The organism is Bacillus sp. 0102A (assembly GCF_036765155.1).
GTDB lineage: Bacteria > Bacillota > Bacilli > Bacillales > Bacillaceae > Bacillus > Bacillus subtilis_G.
Window position 1 is genome coordinate 15,579 of the sequence record NZ_JBAIZW010000013.1, and the last position, 24,774, is coordinate 40,352.

31 protein-coding genes are annotated in these 24,774 nt (G+C 43.3%); 6 read left to right on the forward strand and 25 right to left on the reverse strand.

All coding sequences use genetic code 11. From position 1 onward, the window contains the following. Window positions 1–136: 136 nt before the first annotated feature. From V6D41_RS20845 to cgeC, 12 genes are all read right to left on the reverse strand, one after another. The gene (locus tag V6D41_RS20845) at window positions 137–361 is read right to left on the reverse strand and encodes a YozE family protein (RefSeq protein WP_148961567.1); all 225 of its coding nucleotides are present in this window, start codon (window positions 359–361) and stop codon (window positions 137–139) included. A gap of 85 nt (window positions 362–446) precedes the next feature. Continuing rightward, complete coding sequence (locus tag V6D41_RS20850) at window positions 447–725, reverse strand: YokU family protein (RefSeq protein ID WP_333519497.1); 279 nt, start codon at window positions 723–725, stop codon at window positions 447–449. Continuing rightward, entirely contained in the window at window positions 722–2,137 is a 1,416-nt protein-coding gene (ablA, locus tag V6D41_RS20855; RefSeq protein ID WP_333519498.1) for a lysine 2,3-aminomutase, read from the reverse strand. The genes V6D41_RS20850 and ablA overlap by 4 nt, the downstream gene beginning before the upstream one ends. Window positions 2,138–2,165: 28 nt before the next feature. After that, entirely contained in the window at window positions 2,166–2,993 is an 828-nt protein-coding gene (gene ablB, locus V6D41_RS20860; RefSeq protein ID WP_333519499.1) for a putative beta-lysine N-acetyltransferase, read from the reverse strand. Beyond that, the gene (locus tag V6D41_RS20865) at window positions 2,971–4,287 is read right to left on the reverse strand and encodes a peptidase (protein WP_333519500.1); all 1,317 of its coding nucleotides are present in this window, start codon (window positions 4,285–4,287) and stop codon (window positions 2,971–2,973) included. Before V6D41_RS20865 ends, ablB begins: the two co-directional genes overlap by 23 nt. 7 nt (window positions 4,288–4,294) lie before the next feature. Further along, the gene (locus V6D41_RS20870; protein ID WP_333519501.1) at window positions 4,295–4,948 is read right to left on the reverse strand and encodes a 3-oxoacid CoA-transferase subunit B; all 654 of its coding nucleotides are present in this window, start codon (window positions 4,946–4,948) and stop codon (window positions 4,295–4,297) included. Continuing rightward, entirely contained in the window at window positions 4,933–5,622 is a 690-nt protein-coding gene (locus V6D41_RS20875; protein WP_333519502.1) for a CoA transferase subunit A, read from the reverse strand. The genes V6D41_RS20870 and V6D41_RS20875 overlap by 16 nt, the downstream gene beginning before the upstream one ends. 6 nt (window positions 5,623–5,628) lie before the next feature. Then, window positions 5,629–6,963 carry an aspartate aminotransferase family protein gene (locus V6D41_RS20880; protein WP_333519503.1) on the reverse strand — a complete coding sequence of 445 codons (1,335 nt, stop codon included), beginning with the start codon at window positions 6,961–6,963 and terminating at the stop codon, window positions 5,629–5,631. A gap of 130 nt (window positions 6,964–7,093) precedes the next feature. Then, complete coding sequence (locus V6D41_RS21595) at window positions 7,094–7,327, reverse strand: YjcZ family sporulation protein (RefSeq protein WP_141113370.1); 234 nt, start codon at window positions 7,325–7,327, stop codon at window positions 7,094–7,096. Next, on the reverse strand, window positions 7,287–8,066 hold the full coding sequence (locus V6D41_RS20890; RefSeq protein WP_333519504.1) for a GNAT family N-acetyltransferase: 780 nt from the start codon (window positions 8,064–8,066) through the stop codon (window positions 7,287–7,289). The genes V6D41_RS21595 and V6D41_RS20890 overlap by 41 nt, the downstream gene beginning before the upstream one ends. A 28-nt stretch (window positions 8,067–8,094) precedes the next feature. Then, window positions 8,095–9,375, reverse strand: coding sequence for a glycosyltransferase family 2 protein (locus tag V6D41_RS20895; RefSeq protein WP_333519505.1), 1,281 nt, complete (start codon window positions 9,373–9,375; stop codon window positions 8,095–8,097). Window positions 9,376–9,438: 63 nt separating this feature from the next. Beyond that, window positions 9,439–9,744, reverse strand: a complete 306-nt coding sequence (cgeC, locus tag V6D41_RS20900; protein ID WP_333519506.1) for a spore maturation protein CgeC — start codon at window positions 9,742–9,744, stop codon at window positions 9,439–9,441. 204 nt (window positions 9,745–9,948) lie between these two features. Between cgeC and cgeA the strand changes: the two genes are divergently transcribed. Continuing rightward, window positions 9,949–10,341 carry a spore crust protein CgeA gene (gene cgeA, locus V6D41_RS20905; RefSeq protein ID WP_333519507.1) on the forward strand — a complete coding sequence of 131 codons (393 nt, stop codon included), beginning with the start codon at window positions 9,949–9,951 and terminating at the stop codon, window positions 10,339–10,341. A 6-nt stretch (window positions 10,342–10,347) separates the two neighbouring features. After that, a complete protein-coding gene (locus V6D41_RS20910) occupies window positions 10,348–11,301 on the forward strand; it encodes a CgeB family protein (protein WP_333519508.1) in 954 nt (317 codons plus the stop codon). 67 nt (window positions 11,302–11,368) lie between these two features. Here the strand turns inward: V6D41_RS20910 and V6D41_RS20915 are convergent, their stop codons facing one another. Further along, window positions 11,369–12,517, reverse strand: a complete 1,149-nt coding sequence (locus tag V6D41_RS20915) for a phytase (protein ID WP_333519509.1) — start codon at window positions 12,515–12,517, stop codon at window positions 11,369–11,371. A 368-nt stretch (window positions 12,518–12,885) separates the two neighbouring features. On the opposite strand from V6D41_RS20915, the gene V6D41_RS20920 reads away from it, so the two are divergent. After that, window positions 12,886–13,911, forward strand: a complete 1,026-nt coding sequence (locus V6D41_RS20920) for a nucleoside-diphosphate sugar epimerase/dehydratase (protein ID WP_333519510.1) — start codon at window positions 12,886–12,888, stop codon at window positions 13,909–13,911. A gap of 42 nt (window positions 13,912–13,953) precedes the next feature. Here the strand turns inward: V6D41_RS20920 and msrB are convergent, their stop codons facing one another. Both msrB and msrA read right to left on the reverse strand, forming a co-directional pair. Beyond that, complete coding sequence (gene msrB, locus V6D41_RS20925; RefSeq protein WP_333519511.1) at window positions 13,954–14,388, reverse strand: peptide-methionine (R)-S-oxide reductase MsrB; 435 nt, start codon at window positions 14,386–14,388, stop codon at window positions 13,954–13,956. Further along, entirely contained in the window at window positions 14,388–14,921 is a 534-nt protein-coding gene (msrA, locus tag V6D41_RS20930; RefSeq protein ID WP_333519512.1) for a peptide-methionine (S)-S-oxide reductase MsrA, read from the reverse strand. Before msrA ends, msrB begins: the two co-directional genes overlap by 1 nt. Before the next feature lie 130 nt (window positions 14,922–15,051). Here msrA and V6D41_RS20935 point away from each other — a divergent pair, with 130 nt between their 5' ends. After that, complete coding sequence (locus V6D41_RS20935) at window positions 15,052–15,477, forward strand: MarR family transcriptional regulator (RefSeq protein ID WP_039074221.1); 426 nt, start codon at window positions 15,052–15,054, stop codon at window positions 15,475–15,477. Between the two features lie 51 nt (window positions 15,478–15,528). Here the strand turns inward: V6D41_RS20935 and V6D41_RS20940 are convergent, their stop codons facing one another. The 7 genes from V6D41_RS20940 to ilvA form a co-directional block, all read right to left on the reverse strand. Continuing rightward, entirely contained in the window at window positions 15,529–16,866 is a 1,338-nt protein-coding gene (locus V6D41_RS20940; protein ID WP_333519513.1) for an MATE family efflux transporter, read from the reverse strand. Window positions 16,867–16,937: 71 nt separating this feature from the next. Next, window positions 16,938–17,132 (reverse strand): protein YpmT, encoded by a 195-nt coding sequence (ypmT, locus tag V6D41_RS20945; protein WP_087990457.1) that lies wholly within the window; start codon window positions 17,130–17,132, stop codon window positions 16,938–16,940. A 12-nt stretch (window positions 17,133–17,144) separates the two neighbouring features. Continuing rightward, window positions 17,145–17,708 (reverse strand): YpmS family protein, encoded by a 564-nt coding sequence (locus V6D41_RS20950; RefSeq protein ID WP_333519514.1) that lies wholly within the window; start codon window positions 17,706–17,708, stop codon window positions 17,145–17,147. 9 nt (window positions 17,709–17,717) lie between these two features. Continuing rightward, window positions 17,718–18,485: an SGNH/GDSL hydrolase family protein gene (locus tag V6D41_RS20955; protein WP_253268389.1), complete on the reverse strand. Its 768-nt coding sequence runs from the start codon at window positions 18,483–18,485 to the stop codon at window positions 17,718–17,720. 77 nt (window positions 18,486–18,562) lie between these two features. Further along, a complete protein-coding gene (locus V6D41_RS20960) occupies window positions 18,563–19,144 on the reverse strand; it encodes an SCO family protein (protein ID WP_148961549.1) in 582 nt (193 codons plus the stop codon). Window positions 19,145–19,301: 157 nt separating this feature from the next. Further along, complete coding sequence (locus tag V6D41_RS20965) at window positions 19,302–19,553, reverse strand: DUF2535 family protein (RefSeq protein WP_087990460.1); 252 nt, start codon at window positions 19,551–19,553, stop codon at window positions 19,302–19,304. Between the two features lie 85 nt (window positions 19,554–19,638). Further along, window positions 19,639–20,907 (reverse strand): threonine ammonia-lyase IlvA, encoded by a 1,269-nt coding sequence (ilvA, locus tag V6D41_RS20970; protein WP_333519515.1) that lies wholly within the window; start codon window positions 20,905–20,907, stop codon window positions 19,639–19,641. Between the two features lie 244 nt (window positions 20,908–21,151). Here ilvA and V6D41_RS20975 point away from each other — a divergent pair, with 244 nt between their 5' ends. Then, on the forward strand, window positions 21,152–22,147 hold the full coding sequence (locus V6D41_RS20975) for a sigma 54-interacting transcriptional regulator (protein WP_333519516.1): 996 nt from the start codon (window positions 21,152–21,154) through the stop codon (window positions 22,145–22,147). A gap of 20 nt (window positions 22,148–22,167) precedes the next feature. Beyond that, window positions 22,168–22,809 carry a PAQR family membrane homeostasis protein TrhA gene (gene trhA / locus V6D41_RS20980; protein ID WP_333519517.1) on the forward strand — a complete coding sequence of 214 codons (642 nt, stop codon included), beginning with the start codon at window positions 22,168–22,170 and terminating at the stop codon, window positions 22,807–22,809. Between the two features lie 31 nt (window positions 22,810–22,840). Here trhA and V6D41_RS20985 read toward each other — a convergent pair whose 3' ends face one another. The 3 genes from V6D41_RS20985 to V6D41_RS20995 are packed head-to-tail and all read right to left on the reverse strand — an operon-like array spanning window position 22,841 to window position 24,759. Then, window positions 22,841–23,461: a 1-acyl-sn-glycerol-3-phosphate acyltransferase gene (locus tag V6D41_RS20985; protein WP_333519518.1), complete on the reverse strand. Its 621-nt coding sequence runs from the start codon at window positions 23,459–23,461 to the stop codon at window positions 22,841–22,843. Beyond that, the gene (gene dfrA / locus V6D41_RS20990; protein WP_148961544.1) at window positions 23,462–23,968 is read right to left on the reverse strand and encodes a dihydrofolate reductase DfrA; all 507 of its coding nucleotides are present in this window, start codon (window positions 23,966–23,968) and stop codon (window positions 23,462–23,464) included. It lies immediately after the preceding gene. Beyond that, window positions 23,965–24,759, reverse strand: a complete 795-nt coding sequence (locus tag V6D41_RS20995; RefSeq protein WP_148961543.1) for a thymidylate synthase — start codon at window positions 24,757–24,759, stop codon at window positions 23,965–23,967. The genes dfrA and V6D41_RS20995 overlap by 4 nt, the downstream gene beginning before the upstream one ends. Window positions 24,760–24,774 lie beyond the last annotated feature (15 nt).

A 24,774-nucleotide genomic window follows, 5' to 3' on the forward strand; every position in this document is an offset into this window, starting at 1 on the left:
CGCCGCAACATTTCTCATACGCTATCGTATGCCGGGTGACGCCAATTCGCATGGGCATGAAAACCAAAGGAAATATCCAATTATGGTGTGGATGAGGACATAAAAAAATCCGCAATGATCTGCGGATAAACAGCTGCTATCTGCCGTGCACTTCAGCCTCGTATTGATCCCAAGCTTCATCAAACGTTGCCATCGTGTGCAGGTAATCAGCGCTCAGCTCCAAATATGAACTGATTTCATGATAATCGGTTGAGGTTTTCGGAAAGCTGTGATCCTCATACGCCTGATTGGCAAATTCACTGATGCTGTCCTGCGGCTTAGGATGTCTGTATTTCAATAAATAATGATAAAAGGATTTCATGGATTTCCCCTCCTGATGTCTGTCTTTTGTTGTTCTATTATACAGTTCAAGTGTAAAATTACAACAAAAGAAACCGAAACATCGTTCAGGAGAAGTCAAAATAGTTGCGTTTCAGAATCCTTTCTGTCTCCATGAGCTGTCGATAGGTCAGGCTTTGAGGCAGTTTTTTTGTTTGAATCAAAAGCAGCTGATCCTCAATCTCCTTTATTGTGGCTTCCTCCTGATAGGTCATTCCGCAGGAAGCACAAACCATGGCGGGCGTGTCTGTCAGTTCTATAGCTCTTGTTCCGTCAGGGAGCTCCCAGTACACCGTGTTCCTGCCGGTTACCGCTTCAAGCTCGCCGCACCATTCGCATGTTTTCATGAAGAATCCCCTCCGTTTTCAGCCTCTTTCTGTTTTTTCTGCTGCGCCAAAAATTTCTTTTCTTTTAGCTGATCTCTTTTCTCACGCCGGTCTTTTAATGTTTCATGTTCCGGATTCGCGGTGAATGCCTCTCTCCTTTTGATTCTGGCTACATTTTCCGGTGTAAACGAAACCTCTTTGTCAGCCAATATAGCACTGAGCCCGATCGGCTCCTTTTTGTCAGCGATTTCAGGGAAAACGGACTCAAAATAGGCGTCAGCCTGGTTAGGGATATAATTCTCCGGTTCTGGATATGACGTAATCACACCTTCAAAATTTCTTAAGATGACTTTGTCAGGGCTTTGCGACAGTACATAGTTCGGCTGCAGGGCGATTTTCCCCCCGCCGCCTGGTGCGTCAACGACAAAGGTCGGAACCGCATAGCCTGAGGTATGGCCTCTCAGCCCTTCAATGATCTCCAAACCTTTGGAAACGGGGGCTCTGAAATGCCCGATGCCCTCTGACAGATCACATTGATAAATATAATAAGGACGGACTCTGATTTTCACCAAGTCGTGCATGAGCTTTTTCATAATTGGAACCGAGTCATTAATACCGGCTAGCACGACGGCCTGATTTCCGACCGGCACGCCTGCGTTCACCAGCTTTTCACAGGCCTCAACGGATTCCTCTGTCATTTCGATGCTTGTGTTAAAATGGGTGTTCAGCCAGACTGGATGATATTTTTTCAATATCTCGCACAGATGATCGGTAATGCGCTGCGGAAAGACGACCGGCGCCCTTGTTCCGATTCTAATTACTTCCAGATGCGGGATGCTGCGCAGCTCCTTTAAAATGTATTCTAAAATTTGGTCATTAATCAAAAGCCCGTCACCGCCAGAAATTAAACAATCGCGGATTTCAGGTGTTTCCCTGATATAAGCAATCGCAGCATCTAGCTGTTTTTTAGGGACTCCCATTCCGATTTGTCCGGAAAAACGCCTTCTTGTGCAGTAGCGGCAGTACATGGAACATTGATTCGTGACAAGAAACAGCACACGATCGGGATAGCGGTGTGTCAGACCGGGTACCGGTGAATCTTCATCCTCATGGAGCGGATCTTCCAGATCGTATTTTGTTTTGTGCATTTCTTCAGAAAGCGGTACAGACTGCATACGGACCGGGCATCTCGGATTATCGGGGTCCATTAAAGAAGCATAGTAAGGTGTAATATTTAAGGGGATCGTTTTGGTAGAAATTCTAACGCCTTCCTCTTCATCCTCGGTCAAGTTAATCACTTTTTTTAAATCATCTACTGTTCTTACCGTATGTGTCAGCTGCCAAAGCCAATCGTTCCATTTCTCTTCCGGAACGTCCTTCCATAACTCGATCTCCTTCCAATGCCGTTTCGGTTTATACCATTTGCTTGCCAAATGAATTCCTCCTCGTGCATTATTTGTCTTACAGGTGCTTGCTCCAAATATTCATGTTTTCAAGACCTTCGGCTATATAGCAATTATTGATTAGCCTTCCGCCATACTGATAACCAGAACGGTACAACACAGCATTCATCCCAAAAGACGCAGCACGGGCGAGAGAAAATACGTGAAAGATTTCCTTCTCTGCCATTTCTTTTTCTAATTCCTCGATTAAAAAGCTTGTCAGCGAATGGCCCCGATATTCCGGAAGCACAGCGCAGTCAGTCATTTCTGCATGCCCAAGCTCTGGATTCATGTCTGCGCTTGCTGCGCTGATCAGGCGGTCATGATCAAACATGACATAATACATCGTATTTTCATTCATCGTCTTTTCAATATATGCGGGATCAAAAACCGGGGTCGGATACGTACGAAATACTTTTTTATACAGCATCGAAAGCTGGTACATGTCATTTGTTTCTGCTTTTCTCATTGTAAAGGATGGCCTGTTTTCAGTGCGGAGGTGAAGTGCTGTGCGATATAAGGCTTCGATCATCTCCTGTTCCTTTATATAAGAATCGGTTTGACTCCGTTTTTCTGTGAGGAAACGGACCATGACACAAGCCGGATGGCCGAGATAATAGCCCTTTAAATAACCCTCCGGCGCAAACAATTGTTTGGCAAGCACAGCCACATCATGCTGTTTCGTATAGATGATAATTTTTTCCGCGTCCTCTTCTTTTGCCGCCGCCACGATATCAGGCAGGGCCTTCTCAATGGCTCCGTCATAACGAACGACTCTCATTCGTTTATTAAAGCTGTCATGGTCCAGAACTGCTGTGACACCGTTACTCTTTATCGACTTGAGCATCCTCATTCTCCCCCTCCCCGCCTGTATAAAGCCCGCACCAATCCATAACAAAAAGTGCAATAATTTTAGCAGATTCTAGCATGGCTTCAATCTCAATGTATTCATTTGCCTGATGAGCTGTTTTTGTTTCCCCAGGCCCGAAGACAATCACTGGCGTATCGCCTGCATGGTATAAAAGCCCTCCGTCCGTTCCCCATGGCGAGGCTTCGATGATGGGCTCTGTCTGTTTCATTTTTTGATAGGCTGATTGCAGTACTGAAATTAAAGGGTGATCATCAGGTAAATCATTCGGGAGCCATTGAGCGCCGAACCACTCTACTGTAATCGGATGGCGTTTAAACCATTCATCACGGTAATCTAAATCCTTCAGCCAGTTTTCCAATTCAAGTTTAACTGCTTCTGGTTTTTCATAGGGCGCAATTCCGCATCTCCCTTCTATGACGACACGGTCTGCAACTGAAGATGGCCATGCGCCGCCTGAGATGGTGCCGATATTCACCGGTACCGGTATTGGGACATGATCATACAGCGGATCTGAGATTCTCGCATTACGGACTTTTTCCAGCTCCTGTATGGCTGTGATAACGTGCATGCTTTTTTCAATCGCACTTACCCCTTCATAGCGTGTGCCTCCATGTGCCGCTAATCCCTGCACTGTGATCCGAAACCACATCGACCCCTGTTGCTTGATAAAAAGTTTCATATTGGTCGGTTCCGGAATCAGCGCCCCGTCAGCCCGATACCCTCTCATGATGGCAGACAGTGTTCCCGCGCCGCCGCACTCTTCATCTACAACGCTTTGAAACAATACATCTCCCTTCAATTTAACATTGCAGGCGTGCAGGGCTTCTAAAGCAAAAAGAAGGGCTGTATTGCCGCCCTTCATATCCGTTGAGCCGCGGCCGTATATTTTACCGTTTTCTTCGACAGCTTGAAACGGTTCATACTTCCAATCCTTCACGCTTCCTTCAGGCACAACATCGATATGACCGTTTAAAATCAGCGACCGGCCCCCGCCCGCTCCCGTTTTTTTTGCAATGATATTCGGACTCTCATCAAAATCGGAACGGTCTGATTTAAAATAGGGATGCTGTTTTAATTGCTTTAGGCTTGGCTCCCACACGTCAATGTCCATTTGAAATTGCCGCAGCTTCTCAAGCACAACAGCTTGGGCGTTAAATTCTGAGCCCAATGTGCTTTTTTCTCCAATCAGCCTTTTGAGAAGACGAATGGCTTTGGCCGAATGCTGATCGAGCCACCCGATTACTTTTCTCTCAATGTCTTGCATCCTCATTCCCCCTTTAAGAAAAAGGCATATCTATTTTGATTTCAGCTTCAGTCAGCCTCGTCACCTCGTCGATTGTCGAGCCATTCATCAGCTCTTTTAATATGAAATAATGGGCTCCGACCTCAAGAACCGCTTTTTCAGTAATGATCAAATTTACACAGCCTGCTGCAGTTAACGGAAGCGTGCATGTTTCTGTTAATTTAGGCCTTCCCTTTTGATCTGTATGACTCATGACGACAACCACTTTTTTCGCTTTTTGGGCTAGTTCCATCGCTCCGCCCATGCCCGGCACCTTTTTTCCCGGGACAAGCCAATTTGCCAAATCGCCTGACTGGCTCACCTGCAGGGCGCCTAAAATCGTAATGTCAATTTTGCCTCTTCTGATCATCGCAAAAGACATCGTTGTATCAAAATAAGAAGCACCTTTTACAGCTCGGACAGGAAATCCCGCTGCGTTGCATAAATGTTCATCCTCTTTTCCCTTTTCAGGGCTTTCGCCAATGCCAAGCACACCGTTTTCAGCCTGCAGCATGACCTGCATGCCAGGCGGCAAAAAGTTCGGCACCAAGGATGGGATGCCGATACCGAGATTCACAATCATGCCCGGCTTGATTTCAGAAGCGGCCCGTTTTGCGATTTGTTCTCGTTCTGCTATTCCCAAGCCCATTTCCACTTCACTCCTTCGCTTCTCACAACCCCCTCGACAAAAACCCCCGGTGTGACAATCATTTCTTCTGAAATCTCCCCCATCGGGACGATACGCTCTGCCTCGACAAAGGTTCTACTTGCGGCCATTGCCATAACCGGATTCATATTGCGCGCTGTTTTGTCATACGTTAAATTGCCGAATTCATCCGCAATGTGCGCATTGATAAATGCAAAATCTGCCGTCAGCGCTTCTTCAACCAAATATCGCTTTCCAGCCACAGACACGATGTCCTTTTTTTCATAAACCATTTGATTCGCAATCCCGATGTCAGTTAAAATCCCGCCGAGTCCCGCTCCGCCGGCGCGAATTCGTTCTGCAAGCGTTCCTTGGGGTGAAAATTGAACGTCTAACGTCCCGTCTGTCATCTGTTTTCCCGCTACAGGGTTAGAACCGATATGCGATGCGATCAGGGTTTTGACTCGCTGATTGACAATAAGCGGGCCGATCCCTATTTCCGGAAAGCCGGCATCATTGCAAATGACAGTTAAATCCGTTACACCGCTGTCCAATATAGCTTCAATCAATGAAGGAGGCGAGCCGACTCCGCCAAAACCGCCAAACATTAGGACCGACCCGTCCTGAACACCTGAAATTGCTGTTTCGACGCTGATTGTTTTTTGAAATGGCGTCATTTAATTTCAATCCCTTTTCAGTTTTTTTTCGACCGCTGCAACTGTTTCTGAAAAAATTGATATGAGCTCTTCAGCCTCGCCGTCTGACATTGTAAAAGGCGGAGCAATAATGACAGCATCTCCTTCCCCGCTGTCTATTCCCGCTTTGGCAGGATAAACAATTAGTCCGCGTTTTTTCGCTTCGCCGACCATGTGCTGGGTAACCGCCTGCTCTGGCGAAAAAACGTTCTTCGTGTTCTTGTCTGCTACAAATTCAACGCCTAATAGCAGTCCTTTTCCGCGAACATCACCAATGATGCCGCTTTGAGACGCTGCCTCAACAAGCTTCTTTTTCAGTACAGCTCCCTTTTTTTCTGATTGCTTGATCAAGCCGTGCTTTAATACATACCGCAAAACTTCCAGAGCGGCTTTGGCTGAATAGGGATGTGCACTGTATGTGTGACCGCTCATAATCACACCTGAACCTTGTTTTATCGTTTCAATAATAGAATCAGATACAACAGCAGCGGCAATAGGCGCATACCCCGCACCTAGCCCCTTCCCCAGTACAGCAATATCAGGAACGGTGCGCCAATGCTCTGTCGCGAGCATCCTTCCTGTTCTTCCAAGCCCTGTCATCACTTCGTCTGCAATAAAGAGCACTTCGTGTGTGCGGCATACCTCACTTAATCTCTCATAATATCCCGGAGGCGGGGTGATCGCTGCACCTGCGGCACCAATAATAGGCTCAGCCACAAAGCCGGCGATAAATTGGCTTCCGATTCTTTTGATCGCAGTTTCCAGTTCATCAGCGGCAGTCTGAACAAAGTCTTCATCCGTTCCATGATTCCGCCGATACATATGAGGAGCTGAAATAGCGGGATAGCGTTCAATGAGATGGGTGAACCGGTATCTCCTTTCATAAAAACCAGATAATGAAAGCGCTCCCAAAGTTATTCCGTGGTAACTGCTCCACCGAGACAAAAAGATGGATTTTTGTGTTTGCTTTTTTTCCTGCCAATACTGAATGGCGATTTTCATCGCTGTTTCTATGGCTTCTGATCCGCTGTTGACAAAAAAAGACCAATTCACATCTCCCGGCAGCTCCTGCGCCAGAAGAGCGGCTAATTGCTCGGCAGGCTCGCTTGTAAACTGTGAGCGGTAAGCAAAAGACACTTGATCAAGCTGTTCTTTCAGCCTCTCAGTCACATCACGAACCCCGTGGCCGATATTGCATGTCACCGCACCTGATGAGCCGTCAAGATATCTTTTTCCGGTCTGATCATAAACATATGACCCCTTCGCATAACTGACAACCGGATAGGCCGAACTAAGCTCCGGCTTAATCAAATAACTGCTCATGCTCCCACCTCAACAAACCTTTTAACATATTATATGAGTGTCCAAATTGCGGCATGACGTCCCCGCAAAAACTTTTCACACAAAAAAGAGCCTTCCTTAATATGGAAAGGCTCTTTTGGAATTTCGCCCTCTAGCAAATAAAAGCGGCTCCGACAATAATTAATAAAATGAACAAGACAACAATCAATACAAACGTATTTGTCCCGCAGCCAAATCCGTAACCGTATCCAGGGTATCTATGCATGCTGTTTTCATCCTTTCTTATCACGATATACGGCATTTTATGCGGGCCAAGTCCCAAATGGTTTGTGCAAACGCCTATTTCATGTAAGGAAATAATGAAAAACAGTATGCACCCGCTCATATTTTTTAAACGTCAGCTTTTCGTAAAAACGGGTTGCACCGTCAGTGCTTGTAGTCACTAAATAGGCTGCTTCCATTCCTAGTGATTTGGCAATGGACAGCATTTCTTTCACTAAGATACTGCCATAGCCCTTTCTTTGAAACTGATCCAAAATGGCAACTTCTTCAATTTTAGCCGTTTTTTCTTGCGGATGAATGAACAGCTCTCCGCATCCAATGGGAATCTTCTGTGATGGGTCGCTGTAACAAACAACAAGGATGATCGTCCCCGCTTCATAAAAGGGATATTTTCTTTTTAATTTTTGTTCAGCGATCGTTTCCCCAATATAAATGGAATCATAAATTTTCATGATAGAAGATCCATCGCTGAAGCTTTTTGCCGTTCCCCATGCCGTTAACGGATGTCCTATCTGCCCTTTCCAGTCACTAAGCTTCATGTCATACAACAGCTCATCCTCGACAACAAACCCGCTTTTGACAAGCGATTGCTTCAAACCGAGCGGAAAAACATGCTGAGGCGACGCTTTTAAATGGAGATAATTCGCATTAAGCAGCTTTGGTACGGATGGCAAAAAGTCCAGTAACCGCTCTAACGGAAACGTATCATGAAGCTGAACAAAGTTATGAGAAAAAATTTGCGGAAGCTTCGGATCTTTATATACGCTGTAATGATCAAACGATGCCGATTCAGACGTTAACAATATATATTGCTGTTCCGTTTTTGAATAATGTCCTATCATGAACGTCTCCTTTTTATGACCTATGCTTTTACTCAGTTGCAATATTCAAATTCTTTATAATCTCATCGTACACTGGATAAAACGGCTTTCCAATTGGAAATTGCTGAATATTTCGGAAAGAAGCGGAGATTGGCTTATGATGTAAAAAGAATTTCCTTACTACTTGTTCACGAATCGGATGAAAGACGCCGTTTAGAAACAAAAACGGCTCGCGTTCTATGAAAAAAAGCCTTCGGCCAGGCGGATTTTCGATCAAACCAGATCGTTCCCGCGTAATTGGCAGCCCTTCCGGCAGCGCCTCCAGTTCTTCTTTTTCAATGGTCAATATGTCTTTTCTTTTAAATTGATAAAACTGAAAAGCATACTGATCCAAAATCCGTCTTTTTTTTCCGGCTTCGATATAGAATATTGCAGGATGACCAGCTTCCTTTACTAAAATATAATTCGGAATCTTTAAAATGTTTCCGATTTTATATTGGAATAAATACGGGTCTGGAATGGCCACAGTCCGATTTAGATACAACGAATCCCACCTTTCCCCGACAGGATGCCTCACACCCTGATCAATAAAATATACGTTTTGACCTGAACCCTTTACAAAAGATCCGTCAATCATATCGGCGGGCAGAAACCGATACGCATTTTGAAATGAATCGGGGGTTTTATAGGTTGTATCTAATACTTCATTTATCGGCAGAAATGGAGCAAAGTTGTTGATTCTGGCCCAAAAAATTGAGTCGCCATGATTCCAATGCTTCATATCATCGTCCCAATAGCTTCCATATATATGGTGAATACGATCAAGTAATGAACGACGATGCATAACTGAGCAATGATCGACTTGAAAAGCGGCCTGATGAAGCACTGCATTGGCATTTCTATAGAAATGGGAGATTTCTTCTCCCCTATCGTTAACATGTACAACTTTTTGCTTTGAATAAACAGCCTGCGCCTCAGGCTTATGTGAAAACATCTGCAACATACGGCTCAGCCGCTCTGGATGATATACAGTGTCATCAGTGAGATAGGAAATGTAATCGCCGTCGGCAAATGGGAGCGCTGTGTTTATTAATGTGGCATAACGGGTTGTTTTTAATCGATCTGCAGGATGCACGAAACTATTTTCATAACAAATGCGGGGGTCATGAAGGTACTTGTGAATCACCGCAGTTGTTTCGTCATTTGAATGATCATCCATGATAAAAAGCTCCCAGAGATCATGCGTTTGCTTCATGACGCTTTCGATCGCCTTTTGCAGATAATCAGGTTTGTTGTAACTCGTTAAAATAATGGACACTTTCTCTCCCATCTATACAGCCCCCTATCACCAAACATAAAACCGGCTCCGCACAAGCAGAGCCTCTGTCATCATTTAAAAAGCACCCCAGCTTACAATACTTGAGAGTGCGACATGAGATCTTGTGTTATTTAACGGGTTTTGAAAAATAACCAAATCAGTCAGAACCTCTTTTACGATGACGTTTTGAAGTGTATCTCCATTCAACAGATGAACGGTTGAAACCGGTACGCCAAGCTCTTTTGCAAATACGAGCTGACGTCTGAGATCAGATGGATTTCCTTCAGAAGACGATTGTCGAATGAGCAAAATCAATAAAAGCAGAATAAAATGAAGTTCATCTTGATTTTCTTCTTGATTCACGTGTTTCTCTAAATCCAAATAATCCCTCTCCTTTATCCTTTACTCTGTTTCACAATATGAACTGATTCCGATTATGGTATAGGCTATGTCCACTCATTTAAAAAATCAGCATTTTCCTTAAATATATGAAAAATAGGTCAGGTACGGCATTCGACTCATACCAAACGGCGGCCAGTAGAATATGATTAACGTGAGTTCACTATTGAATAGGAGGTGTGTGTAATGAGCTCTGAAAACGCAGAGTTAAAAAAGGATTTGATTAAAACCCTTTTAAACCCTTTATTTCCAACTGCAACAGAAGGAGGAGAAAACGTGGAAAATCATCTTAAAGACTTGCTTGAAGCTGCAATTGATCAAAAAGTAGATCAAAGTGAAATGATTACGGCTGAATCTACTTCCCTTCCGGCAAGATGGATTTTTGCCAGAATTACGCCAGGCACTACGATCAGCATTGTGACTGATTCGGGTGATATGATCGGTCCGGTTGTCTTCGTTGCTTTCGACCAAGTTCACGGTATCGTATTTGTAACGCAGGAAAGCTCCGTTACCCCGGAAGGCCAAGCTACAACATTAATTGATGTAGACAAAGTAGAAAGTGTTACGTTCTTTTCATAACATCTGATGAAAGTTTTGTATATCCAGTCGGGATACGGAGGAATATACAGATATTTTGACCGCTGGGCTGAAGAATGTTTTCTGAATACTCATACAGAGTACATGTCTGCAGATACACTGGAAGCAGAATCTCTAATAAAGGCTGAAAAGTTCCAGCCGGACTTCGCACTCATGATGGTTGGAGACCGTGTTCCCCACGACTGGCTGACCTGGTTAAAGGATAAGGGTATTCCTGTGTTTGTTTGGCTGACCGAAGACCCATTTTATATTGATATCAGCCTTCGGGTGATAAAGCACGCTGACGCCATATTAACGATTGAACAAAATGCCGCTCTTTATTATCGGGAGCTCGGCTGCCAGAACGTCTACTATGTTCCGATTCCAGTTAATCATCGGCTGTTTAAAAAAATGGACACAGAACATTCTTTTCATTCAAATCTGCTTATCATCGGCTATCCTTATCCTAATCGGGTTCAGCTTATGAAAGAAGCGGTACATCTGCCTTTCACCGTTCGGGTAATCGGAAAGGAATGGAGAAAATACCTGCCTAAAAAAGTGCTCAAACAGCCGCATATTGATATCGTCAGCACATGGGTTCCACCCGAACAGGCCGTTCATTATTATAACGGGGCAGATATCGTGATCAATGCGCATCGGCCCTATCATTTTGCTTTCAATAAAAATAATATCCGCATCAAAAACGCCAGTTTTAATAACCGGACGTTTGATATCGCTGCATGCGAAGCATTTCAATTAACAGATTTACCCGCGGCATATCCTTTTTCATCCTTTATTTCTTATCACAGCATCAACGACTTTAAGGAAAAAGCCGCTTTCTATATCAACCATCCTGAGGAACGGCAAAAAGCTGCAGCATCCAATTACAAAGAGACCGTACCCGCCCTTACGTTTGATGAGCTTCCTGCAAAACTAAAGGCGATTCATCTGGCGCTTACTTGAAAAATCGTTCATTGTTATGAACGATTTTTTCATTCACAGAAAAAAGCAGCTGAATGAGCTGCTTTTTTTAGCCGTCAGAACGGTCCCTCATCTTCCTCGGATTCACCTGTTTATGAAGGTCAGGCTTTTCGCCTAGATGCTGTGCTATCTGTTTCCACGACACAATTTTGAAATTTTGATTGACGGCTTGTCCATTGTCAATATTTTCACCGTCTTGCGCGACAAAAATCCCGTACGGATATTTTGGGCCAAGTCCGAAACCGAGAACATCAATACCGTCCGTATCACTAGTACCGTCTATCTTTTCGCCATCTGCAATGTCAAAGTTGGCAACATAGCGATTGCTTCCCTGCCGTTCATACATTGCATAGCTGTTATTTCCTTGACTTGAGGCCATGAGATATCCTTTGCCGTCTGGCGCATAATAGATCGTCAGTCCTTCAATATCAGCTGTCAAACGTTCTCCTGTCGCATGGTCGACAACCTGCCCCTTTGATCCTCCGTCTGGCTCAGCATTAAATTTCCAGATGGCTTCGTTTTCCTCTGCTATATACAGGTTCCCGTACTCATCATCCGCAACAAGGCCTTCAGTCTGAGAATTCAATTTAAATTCACGCACTTTTTTCCCTGTTATATAACCCTTTCCATTGTCAACAATTTCATACTGCTCAAATTCTCCTTGTTTGCCTGTCACTAATGCGTAAAATGCTCCTGTTTTCTGGCTGTGATACAGGCTGAAGCCATATACCTCAGAAATATCAGCTGAAATCGGATGGTTTGGGTCTGTAATGCTTTTCAACTTTCCTTTATCCCCGTCAAATTCATATACTTCGATTGTATTTTTTCCTTTAGAACGGTTTGAGGCGGCAGCAATATCAATTTTTTCTCCGTTCAATGGAAATTGATAACGCAGATCGACATTATTGAGCTTGCCAAACTCGTAAGATTGGAGCTGTTTGCCGTTTAAATCATACACGACTAGTCCTGACTTCTTATTTGTCGTGATCAACTTGCTTTTTTCCGGATGCTTTTCATAAACCCAAATGGCCGGGTCATCTGCTGCGTCATCGCCAGAAGCGACAGGATCTGTCTCCGTTTGCGCCGTCACTTTAAAATGATGTTCCGCTTTTACATGATGAGCCGACACCGAGTTAGTTGTCAGGCTAAGCAATAAACCCGCAGCAGTGCTTAGCAGCATTGTTTTTGAAACCTTCATTTGGTCTCCTCCTTTTAATCACTATCACTCCTTATTGTAAAATATATACAGTCATTTAATAGAGAGGAAAACGAACCTTTTTTTATAGTATTTCTGACTCATAAATCACTTTTCCCTAAAAAGTACGTGAAATGACTCCGTCAAATTTACTTTTATGGTGCGAAATAAACCAAAATGAATATTTAGTACATTGTTTATGTAGTTTTATATTTTGTCTGTTACGTCTATTTTTCCATTTTCTATTAAAAAAGAACACTTTGTGACATGATCATTCCCCTAAATTTTGTTTTATTGGTTGCTTTCATTAACTCGATTACAAAGTTGAACATATGATGCATGGTAGAGAAACGAGAGTTGGAGGATAAGCCATGCCTAAACAGCAAACAGCAGAACTAGAACCGTTTTTCCATAACAAAACAGTTTTAGTCACTGGCGGAACAGGTTCAATCGGGAGTCAAATTGTCAAACGCCTTTTGCTGCTAACACCGAAACAGGTGATTGTATTCAGCAAAGACGACAGTAAACAGTATGTCATGAGTCAAAAGTATGCGGAGGATAAGCGGCTTTCATTTGTGCTCGGAGATGTGCGGGATCACAGAAGGGTGAATCAGGTGATGAAAGGCGTGGATATCGTCTTCCACGCAGCTGCGCTGAAACAGGTTCCGACATGTGAAGACCATCCATTTGAAGCGATTCAGACCAATCTCATCGGCGGACAGAATGTGGTGGAGGCCGCCCTATTACACCGGGTCCAGCATGTCATTAATATCAGTACCGATAAAGCTGTATCTCCTGTGAACACAATGGGTGCCACCAAGCTGTTATCTGAAAAGCTGTTTCATCAAGCAAACCGCCACGTTCAAAACAGAGGAACCGTGTTTTGTTCAGTCCGCTTCGGAAATGTTCTCGGCTCAAGGGGTTCGGTCATTCCAATTTTATTTGAACAGATGATGGAGGGTGAACCGCTAACCATCACTGACAAAAACATGACCAGATTTTTCATGTCAATAGACGATGCGGCTACACTGACATTGCAATCAGCTGCTATTACAAAAGGCGGAGAAACTTTTATTTTTAAAATGGAATCACTGAAACTTGAAGAACTGATCCATGGATTTGAAGAATATGCATCGCAGCACGGGCTCCCGCAGCCGTCTGCGGTAGAAGTCGGCAAGCGTTCAGGTGAAAAGCTTCACGAAGAATTAACATCCCCTCATGAAATTGATTCTCTGTATGAATGGGGCAATCTTTATGCGATTCTTCCAGAACCTGAAAAACATCCTGATTTTCGCAAAGTCCATCTGTCTGGATATCAATCAGATCAAGCCCCACTCATCACAAAAGACAGAATTGCCCAGATTATTGAGAAATTACACCAAGAAAAAAAGGCATAAAAACAAGCCTGTCTATCCATTAGGCAGGCCTGTTTTTTGTGTTTATTTATCAAAAAGATGCAGATAGCTTTCGTATCCTTCTTCTTTCAGCTTATCCTTCGGCACAAACCGCATTGCCGCTGAGTTTATGCAGTAACGAAGCCCGCTTGGCTCCGGTCCGTCATTAAATACATGACCAAGATGAGAATCGGCAGTACGGCTTCTCACTTCTGTGCGAATCATGCCGTGGCTCGTGTCTCGTTTTTCTTCCACTTCTGCTTCTTCAATCGGCTTTGTGAAGCTTGGCCAGCCGCAGTGGGAGTCAAATTTATCCTTGGATGTAAACAATGGCTTGCCTGACACAATGTCTACATACAGCCCTTCTTCCTGATGATCCCAATATTCATTTTGAAAAGGCGGCTCCGTGCCGTTATTTTGCGTCACTTCATATTGCATGCGGTTTAGTGACTTGATTTTTTCTTCTTTATTGTGCCCCATTATTTCGCCCCCCAATGCTCGCTGATAAATCCGGCTCGTCCAGACCCCGCCCGGTAGCGCTGGTAATGTCCTGGATTCTTTTTATAAAAATGCTGATGGTAGCCCTCCGCTTCATAGAAAGGCTCAGCTTTTAAAATGTCCGTTACAATCGGATCTTTAAAGATGCCGCTTTCCGCCAGACGCTGCTTGGAAGCTTCCGCAAGCTCCTTTTGTTTATCATTATGATAAAAAATGGCTGCACGGTAGGAGCTGCCGCGATCTGCAAACTGGCCGCCGGCATCTGTCGGGTCGATTTGCTGCCAAAACAATTCAAGCAGCTTTTCATAAGGATACACATCAGGATGAAACGTGATTTGAACGGCTTCACGATGTCCTGTCGTTTCACTGCACACCTCTTCATACGTAGGGTTTTCAGTATGGCCGCCTGTATACCCGGACACCACTTTTTCAATTCCCGGCTGTTCGTCAAAAGGTTTGACCATACACCAAAAACAGCCTCCTGCAAATGTGGCGATTTCTTTTTTTTCAGACATACTGGTGCCTCCTTTGTTAATACGTGGTATTATTATATTATAGCATGTAATAATAGAATGAAAATGATTCTGCTTTTCATAAAATCTATAGGTTTTAAGCAATATGCTTACGTAATGGAGGTTCACAAATTTGAAAGTAAGAACACAGATGATGTACGATATGGAAAATTTACTCCGTAAAGTCTTTAAACAAATACGCAACGAAATCAATGAAATTCTTGATAAAGAGCTGTCACGGAATGAATTCACCATTCTGCGGATCCTCAGTGAACAAGGGCCTAAAAAAGTCACCGAATTTGCACCTATTTTAGAGGTATCAGCAAGCCACATTACAGCTGTGACTGATGCGCTGGTGGAAAAGGAATGGATTACAAGAATCAGATCGAAGGAAGACAGGCGCATCATCCGCATTCATATCACCGAAGCGGGCGAAAAAGTCCTTCAGCATTTTAACGAGAAAAAAACGGAATATTTCTTTAAACGCTTTGACTGCTACACTGATGCCGAACTGGCCTCATTAATCGAGCTTTTCAGCAAACTTGATAAAAAACGATGAAAAAAAGCACATACCGCTATACATGGGTATGTGCTTTTTGCAGCCCTTCACTTATTTTTCAGCGAACAGTTTCATTGTTTTCCATCTTCCGTATCTGTAATACAAAAACGCCGCACAGCTGCTTAATAAAAAACTCATTCCGATTCCGAGCCCGATTCCTTTCTGGCCAAACCATGCTGAAAATAGAGCCGTGAAAGGATATCTCAAAACCCAAAACGATATCAAATTTAAAACCAGCACCTGCAGCATCGCTCCCGCAGCCCTGACGATTCCGTTCAGCACGAAATTAATCCCGATAAAAGGGTAGAAAAACGCGATCCAACGCAAATATTGTTCGCCAAACGCAACCGCATCAGGCTCGCTGATAAATAGTCTCATAAGGTATTTGCCAAATACCCAAATGATAACGGCAATCATCAGCATGCAAGAAATAACAACTATAACACCTAGCCTCGCAATTGTTCCCACTCTTTTATCGTTTCCGATTCCGATATTTTGCCCTGCCATACTGTTGACCGCCGTACCGGCAGCCATAGCGGGAAGCGTGATGATGCTGTCGAGCCGCTGCACCGCGCCGAAGCCTGACACCACATGCTCCCCGTAGGAGTTGACAACACTCATAATCGCCATCATTCCGCCTGTAATCACCATCATCTGCAGACCGGCTGGAATCCCAAGTTTCAAAACCAGCGCGGACTCTTCCCACTTGGGAACTCGCGGAATAGAGAACGGTACAAGCTTGTGTCTGATGACGTAAAACAACCCGTACAGAAACGCAATGCCCTGTGACAAAATTGTCGAATAAGCTGCTCCCGCTATTCCCATGTGCAGCACAGAAATAAAGAACGGCGCCAACACTGTATTCAGCACAACTGCAAACGCAATAAACCGGAGAGGTGTCTTGCTGTCACCGAGCGCCCGAAGCACCGTACTGATAAAGTTATAACCAAACAAAAATAAAATTCCAATAAATTGAATTTGTAAATAGGTCTCAGCAAGCGGTATCATCGACTCCGGCGTTTTCAGAAGACGAAGCAAAAGCTCTGACAGAAAAAAACCGGCCGCGCCGAATCCGACGCTTAGGCCTGTTAATAAAACGACAAAAGCGTTTATATACGACGCCATTCCTTTTTCATCATCTTTACCCTTTTGCTGTGACAAAATAGTTAATGTCGCATTGTTAAGGCCCAAAATAAAAGACAGCACGGTTAAAACAATCGTGCTTGATACCGCGGCTGCCCCAAGGGCCTTCGCCCCCAGTAAATTGCCGATCCACAAACTGTCTATCAATTGAAAGGAAACCTGCAATGCGTTTCCGAGCATAATCGGCATTGAAAACAGCACAAGCTGTTTCAGCACGTTCCCCTGTGTAAAATCGTATGCTTTCATTTTTTCTCCTTGTGATCTTAAATTTTCACCGGATCACACGAAAAAAGAGACGTTGTTTCATGTCTCTTTTTTCATGACTTATCGGTTTTTTTTCGGTCTCTCATACCGAATGTTAGCACCATCACACTTAAGAACAAGGCACAATAGGAAATGTTCAAATACATTTGGTCCATATCTTCAGCGGCCAGATGATGATAAGCAAGCCAGCCGAAATACAGGGAAAATGTAAAGGATAATAAACTGAAATACTGGTAAATCCGTTTCATTTTCAGTCACCTCTATTGTTTAGGATGGTAATAGGAAAACTCAATTTCATCTTTTTCTAAATTTATTTTATCCGCTCTGACATACATTCCATTCGTTAAAGGCATTTCTGAAAGACGCACCTCAATGCTTTTATCGCCGGGATGGACGTGGACAAATGACGGCAATTCGTAAAAACTGTCCATATAATTTAACACAAAGCTAATCGGTATACTCAATTTCCCTAACGAAAATTTCGTTACATTCAGCTCCACATCGCCATTTTTTTTCACGGTCGGTTCAAAAGCGATAAGCGCATCAATGGTCGTGGAAAAAGCCTTGATTTCCCCGACGACATGAACATCATCATCGATCTCTACTTTATAATCAAGCTGGTTGGATGCTTTGTCTTTTAAATATGAGTTGACAAACGCAGCTAATGATTCTTTTGTGCTTGTCACTTGAAATCCATACTCGCTCTCAGATGAATCCTTCACCTGAGCTTGCTTTCCCGGCAGCATGACTAGTGTCACAAACCCAGCGGCAAGAATCAGATTGATGGCAAGCAATATAAAAAACAGTCGTTTCCACTTATTCATGATGTCACCCTACTCTTTCGGTAATCCTTCTTTTTCAATGGCTTGATAGACGCGCTTCGCGATAAGGGAATAACCCGTACCATTAGGATGAAAATCATCATCCTCAGAAATTCTGCTGCTGTCGCTTTTTTGATTGAATAAATCTTCAATATAAATGATTTTCGCAAACTTATCTTTTTTCAGCTCTTTTTCAGCTACTTGGTTCCAATCAGTAACAACACCGTTTATTTCATTTAATTCAGATAACGTAAATGTAAACGGATTATACATGCTGACATAAATCAGCTCAGCGTGATCATTCAGTTCCCGAATTTCAGAAATGATTTTTTTAAAACGCTTTTCATACGGTTTTTCCGCTTCCTGAAATGGTTCCATTGTTAATTGCAGAAAGTTTTGCCGAAGGACTTTCATCAAATCGTTGCCGCCAATTGTAAAAAAGACATAATCAGCGTCCTTTATGCCTTTTTGAACCTTTTTATCTTTTAATTTCTCTAATAAATCATCAGAACGGTTCCCTTTCACGGCATAATTTTTTACGTCTACCGTTTTGACTTGTTTATCTGACCGGATAGAATCCGCAACCATGCCGACATATCCCTTACCGGCGGGATCTCCGACACCTTCTGTCAGCGAATCTCCGACAGCCGCAATGACAATGTGCTCTTTCGTTTTCGGTTCATGATCTTTTTGTTTCCCCTCAGATGCTGTACGTATGCTCGTACAAGCAGCAAGAAGCAAAATCAAACTGGCCATGAGTGAAAAAATGCGCAGCTTCAATCTTGTTGCTCCTTCCCATTCTACTAGTGGAAAGTGTATCATGTTTTAGAAGATTTGCAAATGCCTAGTCCCCTAGTTTACTTGAGTGTACTGGCTGATTTCACATCTGCGATAATATCATCGTACGGTGTATTTTCCACTCCATTGTAATCTTTCAGCACCTTACCGTCCGGACTCACCAAATAAAATGAAGATTGATGAATGACTTGGTCTTTTCCCTCCGGTTTCTTCACAATCGCTTTGAAGCTCTTAAGCGCGAACGCCTCAATGTCACGCTGGCTGTATCCCGTGAGGAAATCCCAGTTATCAAAAGATAGCGGATAATTCGCCGCAAATTTCTTCAGCTGTTTTGGCTTATCGTTTTCCGGGTCAACACTAAAGGATACGATCCGGACATCTATATTCTCGGCTTTTAGTTTTTTTTGCAAATCGGTCATATGAGCAGTCATCGGCGGACATACAGTCTCGCAATTCGTAAAAATAAAATCCGCCAGCCATACTTCTCCTTTTAAACTCTTTAATGAAACATTTTTGCCGTCTTGGTTTTGAAATGTAAAAGGCTCCACCTCATAATTGAGCGGATCTTTAATTTGTTGTCCTCCGCAGGCACACAAAAGCAGAAAAAACAGCCCTGCCGCTAAACCCTTGATCACCTTCATGACATTCACCCTTTCCAGCCGGTAAAAGCGCATTCTAAAACCGTTCTTGCCTGCTATATCCTCTATTTTATATTTATATTCGGTACCGGCAAAAAAAAATCCTGCATGCCTCCCACTCAACGGTTACAAAGGGAGACACACAGGTAAAAACGGCATATTACGCGTTGTACTTTAACACCTCTTGATGAAAAACAGCCTGATAATCTGCCCATTTCATCCGGCGCTTCATATAATGTCGGAAAGAATACACTTTTGCCCTGCTGTTTGATGAAAACACTTCTTTTAAGTAGAACTGCAAATGGTGATGTAACATAAAGAAATAGTGCTCATCTTCCTTTAATACAGGTATTTCTGTCACTTTCACCTGAATCCCGTCACTGCGTTTGAACTCTAGGCTTTTGAGTAACAAGCTATCAATCCTCTTTTTCGTTTTTCTTCTATTATATACAATGCTAGCCGGACTGTCTGTCATTTTACGCGGTTGTGCGAAAAATTTAGATCAGCAAATGGAACAAGTCTTCATCCTTATTCACTTCTACATAATGAAACGGTTTTTTGTTCATTCGTTCAATCAGCGGCCCATAGTCAGCCTTGTCCTGCAGCTCGATGCCGACAAGAGCAGGTCCGTTGCTTTTATTGTTTTTCTTCGTATACTCAAACCTTGTAATGTCATCATTCGGCCCAAGTACTTCGTCAAGAAATTCACGGAGCGCCCCCGCTCTTTGCGGAAAATTGACGATAAAATAATGCTGAAGTCCTTCAAAAATCAAGGATCGCTCCTTCATTTCCTGCATCCTTCCGATATCATTATTGCCTCCGCTGACTACGCAAACCACATTTTTGCCTTTTATTTCATTCTTGTACAAATCAAGCGCTGCGACAGATAGAGCACCAGCCGGTTCAGCAACAATCGCACATTCGTTATATAATTCAAGAATGGCTGTACATACTTTCCCTTCAGGAACAAGGAGAATGTCATCCACGACTGATTGCAGTGTCTGGAACGTTTCCTCCCCAATTTTTTTAACAGCCGCTCCATCTACAAATTTATCAATTTTATCCAGCGTGACGACATGCCCGGCTTTGTTTGATTCAAAATAGGATGCCGCCCCTTCCGGCTCAACAGCAATGACCTTTGTTTCAGGAGATACATTTTTCAAATAAGTGCCTACCCCTGAGAGAAGGCCGCCTCCTCCGACACTTGCAAAAAGAAAATGCGGTTCTGTGTCAATATCATTTAATACCTCGACGGCTAGCGTCCCTTGCCCGGCCATCACATCCGGATCATCAAACGGATGAATAAACGTTCGTGATTCCGCCTCACAGCATTCAACCGCGCTTTTATACGCATCGTCAAACGTATCACCTATCAAAATAATATCGATAAACCCTTTTCCGAACAGTTCAACTTGAGAGACTTTTTGTCTCGGTGTTGTAGACGGCATAAAAATTTTCCCGTGAATGCCAAGATGTTTACATGAGAACGCCACACCTTGAGCGTGGTTTCCGGCACTGGCACATACAATTCCGTTTTCAGTTTGCTCGCTGGAAAGCTGTTTCATTTTATGATAAGCCCCTCTGAGCTTAAAAGATCTGACAACTTGCAAGTCTTCACGCTTCAAATAGATATTGCATTCATATCTCTCAGAAAGTCTTTCATTCCTTTGCAAAGGTGTGTGAATCACAACATCCTTCACGTTTTGATGAGCCTTCAAAATGTCTTTTACTTGGATGAGAGAGTTTTCTTTAAGCAACGGTTTCATGTACAGATTCCTTTCTTGTTTTAAATCCCTATTTAATATGCCATTATAACACGAATATTCAAAAAATAAGACAATTATTTTAATTTAATATTTAAAAAATACAGACCCGCAGTCGCCATATCCCCTGATGCATCTCCGTCGTCAGCATTCTGAAGACCTAAAAAAAGACCATTACAAATAAAAGGTGTTTTGAGGCGAAAGGCGTGATATAATAAAACCAATTAGAACCAAAAGGAGCCAATAGATGAATAGCGCACCAACACTCAACACGTTTCATAATCTGATCGGAGAACATCAAACATTCCTGGAAGCAAAACGAATCGCTAAGCAGTTCTCATCATCTGAACTTCCTGTCCTCATAACAGGAAAAATCGGAACAGGAAAAGATCATTTCGCACAAGCGATACATCAGGAGTCCTCGAGAAGCAGAGAACCTTTTATTAGCGTCAATTGCAGCATCCATTCAGAAGAAAGCCTTATGCTTGAGCTTTTTGGCCAAGACGGTAACTCAGGCGCGTTTCAAAAAACAGCACAAGGAACCCTTTTTCTTGGTGAAGTGTGGCGCATGCCTGCTGCTGTACAAGCTCAGCTGCTAAGAACGCTTGATTCACACACCGAGCTACCGCGTATGATCTGTGCTGCCACAGACGGATACACTGAACACGCATTCAGGCAAGACTTATTTTACAGGCTGAATATATTAACACTCACGCTCCCAGAATTATCTGAACGAAAAAGCGATATACCTCTTTTGGCACAGTACTTTCTCTCAAACTCAGGCCGACAATTGTTAATCGATCCCTCAGTCTTCCCGATGCTTGAACAGCACACATTCGAAGGCAATATCAGGGAATTAAAAAATGTCGCAGATTATATGGCTGCGGTGTCTAGCGGAGAAACGATTTATCCTTATGACGTGCCGTCATACATGAGGGGAGCAATAGACGGAAAAGCATTAAAGAAAAAAGCGAAGCTGCTGACTTTAATGGAAAAAGCCGAGTTTTTGTTTATTTTGGAAACAATAAGAGTGTTAAACGAAAAAGGAGAACCAGCCAGCAGACGGATCATTTCAGAACACAGCAAAAACACTCAAACCTCTTTATCTCCGCAGCAGGTCAGAAGCCGCCTCGATTATTTGGAGAAAAAAGATTATGTCACAAAAAGCCGCGGGCGCGCCGGCACTAAAATCACTTTAGAGGGTTTGAGCTTTCTGGAAACATTGAAAAATCAAATGATCTAGCGATCGAAAGGAGAATGTCCATGTTTACAATCAAAGAAGAAATCGCCAATGCAATTACACACGGCATCGGTGTGCTCTTATCCATACCAGCATTAGTGTTTCTGATCCTATTTGCGGCTCAATACGGGTCCGCATGGGACATTGTCAGTTTTACAATATTCGGCGTTTCTATGTTGCTGTTATATTTAAGCTCCACACTGCTTCACAGCATTACACATAAAAAGACGAAGGATATTTTGGAGATTATTGATCATAGCGCCATTTACGTACTGATCGCCGGAACCTATACGCCTTTTTTGCTGGGGCCGCTGAAAGGCACACTTGGCTTCACCCTGCTGGTTATCGTATGGTCTCTTGCATTAGGCGGAATCGTTTTTAAAATTTTCTTCGTAAAACGCTTTATCCTATTGTCAACCTTCGTGTATTTGATTATGGGATGGCTGATGATTATCGCGGTAAAACCTTTATACGCTTCGCTGAGCGGAGCGGGATTCAGCCTCCTTTTTCTCGGCGGCATTTTATACTCGGTCGGAACCATCTTTTACATTTGGAAAAAGATCCCCTTCCATCACGCCATTTGGCACAGCTTTGTATTAGGCGGAAGCGCTGCGATGTTTTTCTGTGTACTGTTTTATTGTGTGAAGGTGCCGTTTATTTCGTAACAGAAAAGCGCAGTCTTTAGGACTGCGCTTTTTATGCACGTAATTGTTCTTCATTTGCTGGTATATAAGCTTTTGAAAATGACAATTCAATGTCTGCTGGTTTTAAGCGTTTAAAAAACGATCCCTTTTGCAGGTCATCTGTTCCTTTCGTTTCCACCATCACCAATGGAAGATGATAGCAGGCCGCAAGTTCAATAGGATCTATAGAACCATCTAATGAAAGAATCAGGCTTTGTCCTTTTTCCAGCTGTTTCGTTACATCTTCATATACCTTTTCTGAGTCGCCGTCTGAAATCACATCCATCCGATCTAGCCATTGCCCGATTAAAGGAAAGCGAAATCCTTTTGGATTGGCAATAAAGCCGGCCGGTTCCTCAATATACCCAGCAATTAAGGCCAATTCAGCCAAACGCAAACGGGGATGCACATACAAAACAGGACCGTGCGGTATTGGCTCAGGCTGATGGATCGTCACAATTGAACCGGTGATGCCGACACAGCCTTCCAAAAACGCCTTTGGCTGCTCGTAGACAAGAGTCATCTGTTTTTTGTATGACAAACGGGGGTCAAGCATCCTTTGATTAAATAATTGTTTCATATTTTTTAACAGCATATACACAATATAAATTACTAGCAAGCTGTAGCGAACCAATTAAAATCCTCCCGCTTCAGAAGAATTCTTTTTTTCATACATCAGAAATTCGTAATCGTACGGGTTTTTTTCGTCCTTGATCCCCCGCTCAGAAGAAACCAGCTTCCAATTGGTTTCATCAAATTCGGGGAAGTGACGGTCACCCTCAAACTTATGATGAATTTTCGTCATATACAGTCTGTCCGCATAAGGAAACAGCGCTGTATAGAGCTGAGCCCCTCCGATCACAAAGCATTCGTCAGAGCCTGAACAAATGTCCAGCACATCCTTTAACGAACTGACAACCGTACATCCCGGAAATTCTGAAGCCGGCGCTGATGTGACGACAATATTTTTCCGATTTGGAAGCGGACGTCCAATCGATTCAAAGGTTTTCCGGCCCATAATGATGGAATGGCCAGAGGTTACTTTTTTAAAGTATGCAAGGTCATTGGGCAAATGCCACGGCAAATCATTGTCTTTGCCTATCAGCCTGTTGGCATCCATCGCAAAAATGAACGAAATCATACACTGACCGCTCCTTTAATATGAGGATGCGGATCATAATCCTCGATGATAAAGTCCTCAAACGCAAAGTTGAAAATAGAATCAACCTCTCTGGCGAAACGAAGCTTCGGAAGCGGGCGAACATCCCTTGTCAGCTGCAAATTGATCTGTTCAATATGGTTCTGATAAATATGGACATCGCCAAATGTATGAATAAACTCTCCCGGTTCAAGCCCAGTCACATGAGCAATCATCATAGTTAACAGGGCATAAGAACCAATATTAAACGGAACACCAAGGAAAACATCAGCAGAGCGCTGATACAGCTGGCAGGACAGCTTGCCGTCAGACACGTAGAATTGGAACAGGCAATGGCACGGCGGCAATGCCATTTTATCAATTTCACCGACATTCCAGGCGCTGACGATTAAGCGTCTAGAATTCGGATTTGTCTTAATATCTTCAATAAGACGGGAAATTTGATCAACGGTTTCTCCGTCAGCTCCCCGCCAAGAACGCCATTGGGAACCGTATACAGGTCCGAGTTCACCGTTTTCATCAGCCCACTCATTCCAGATCCGCACTCCGTTTTCCTGCAAATAGCGTACATTGGTATCCCCTTTTAAAAACCAAAGCAACTCATGCGCAATCGATTTAAAGTGGAGTTTTTTTGTTGTCAGCATCGGAAAACCTTCCTGTAAATTAAATCTCATTTGATATCCGAAGGTGCTGACTGTACCGGTCCCTGTCCGGTCTCCCTTTTTTTCGCCATGCTCTAACACATGTCTGCATAAATCCTTGTACTGTTTCATCTTTTCCATCCTTTA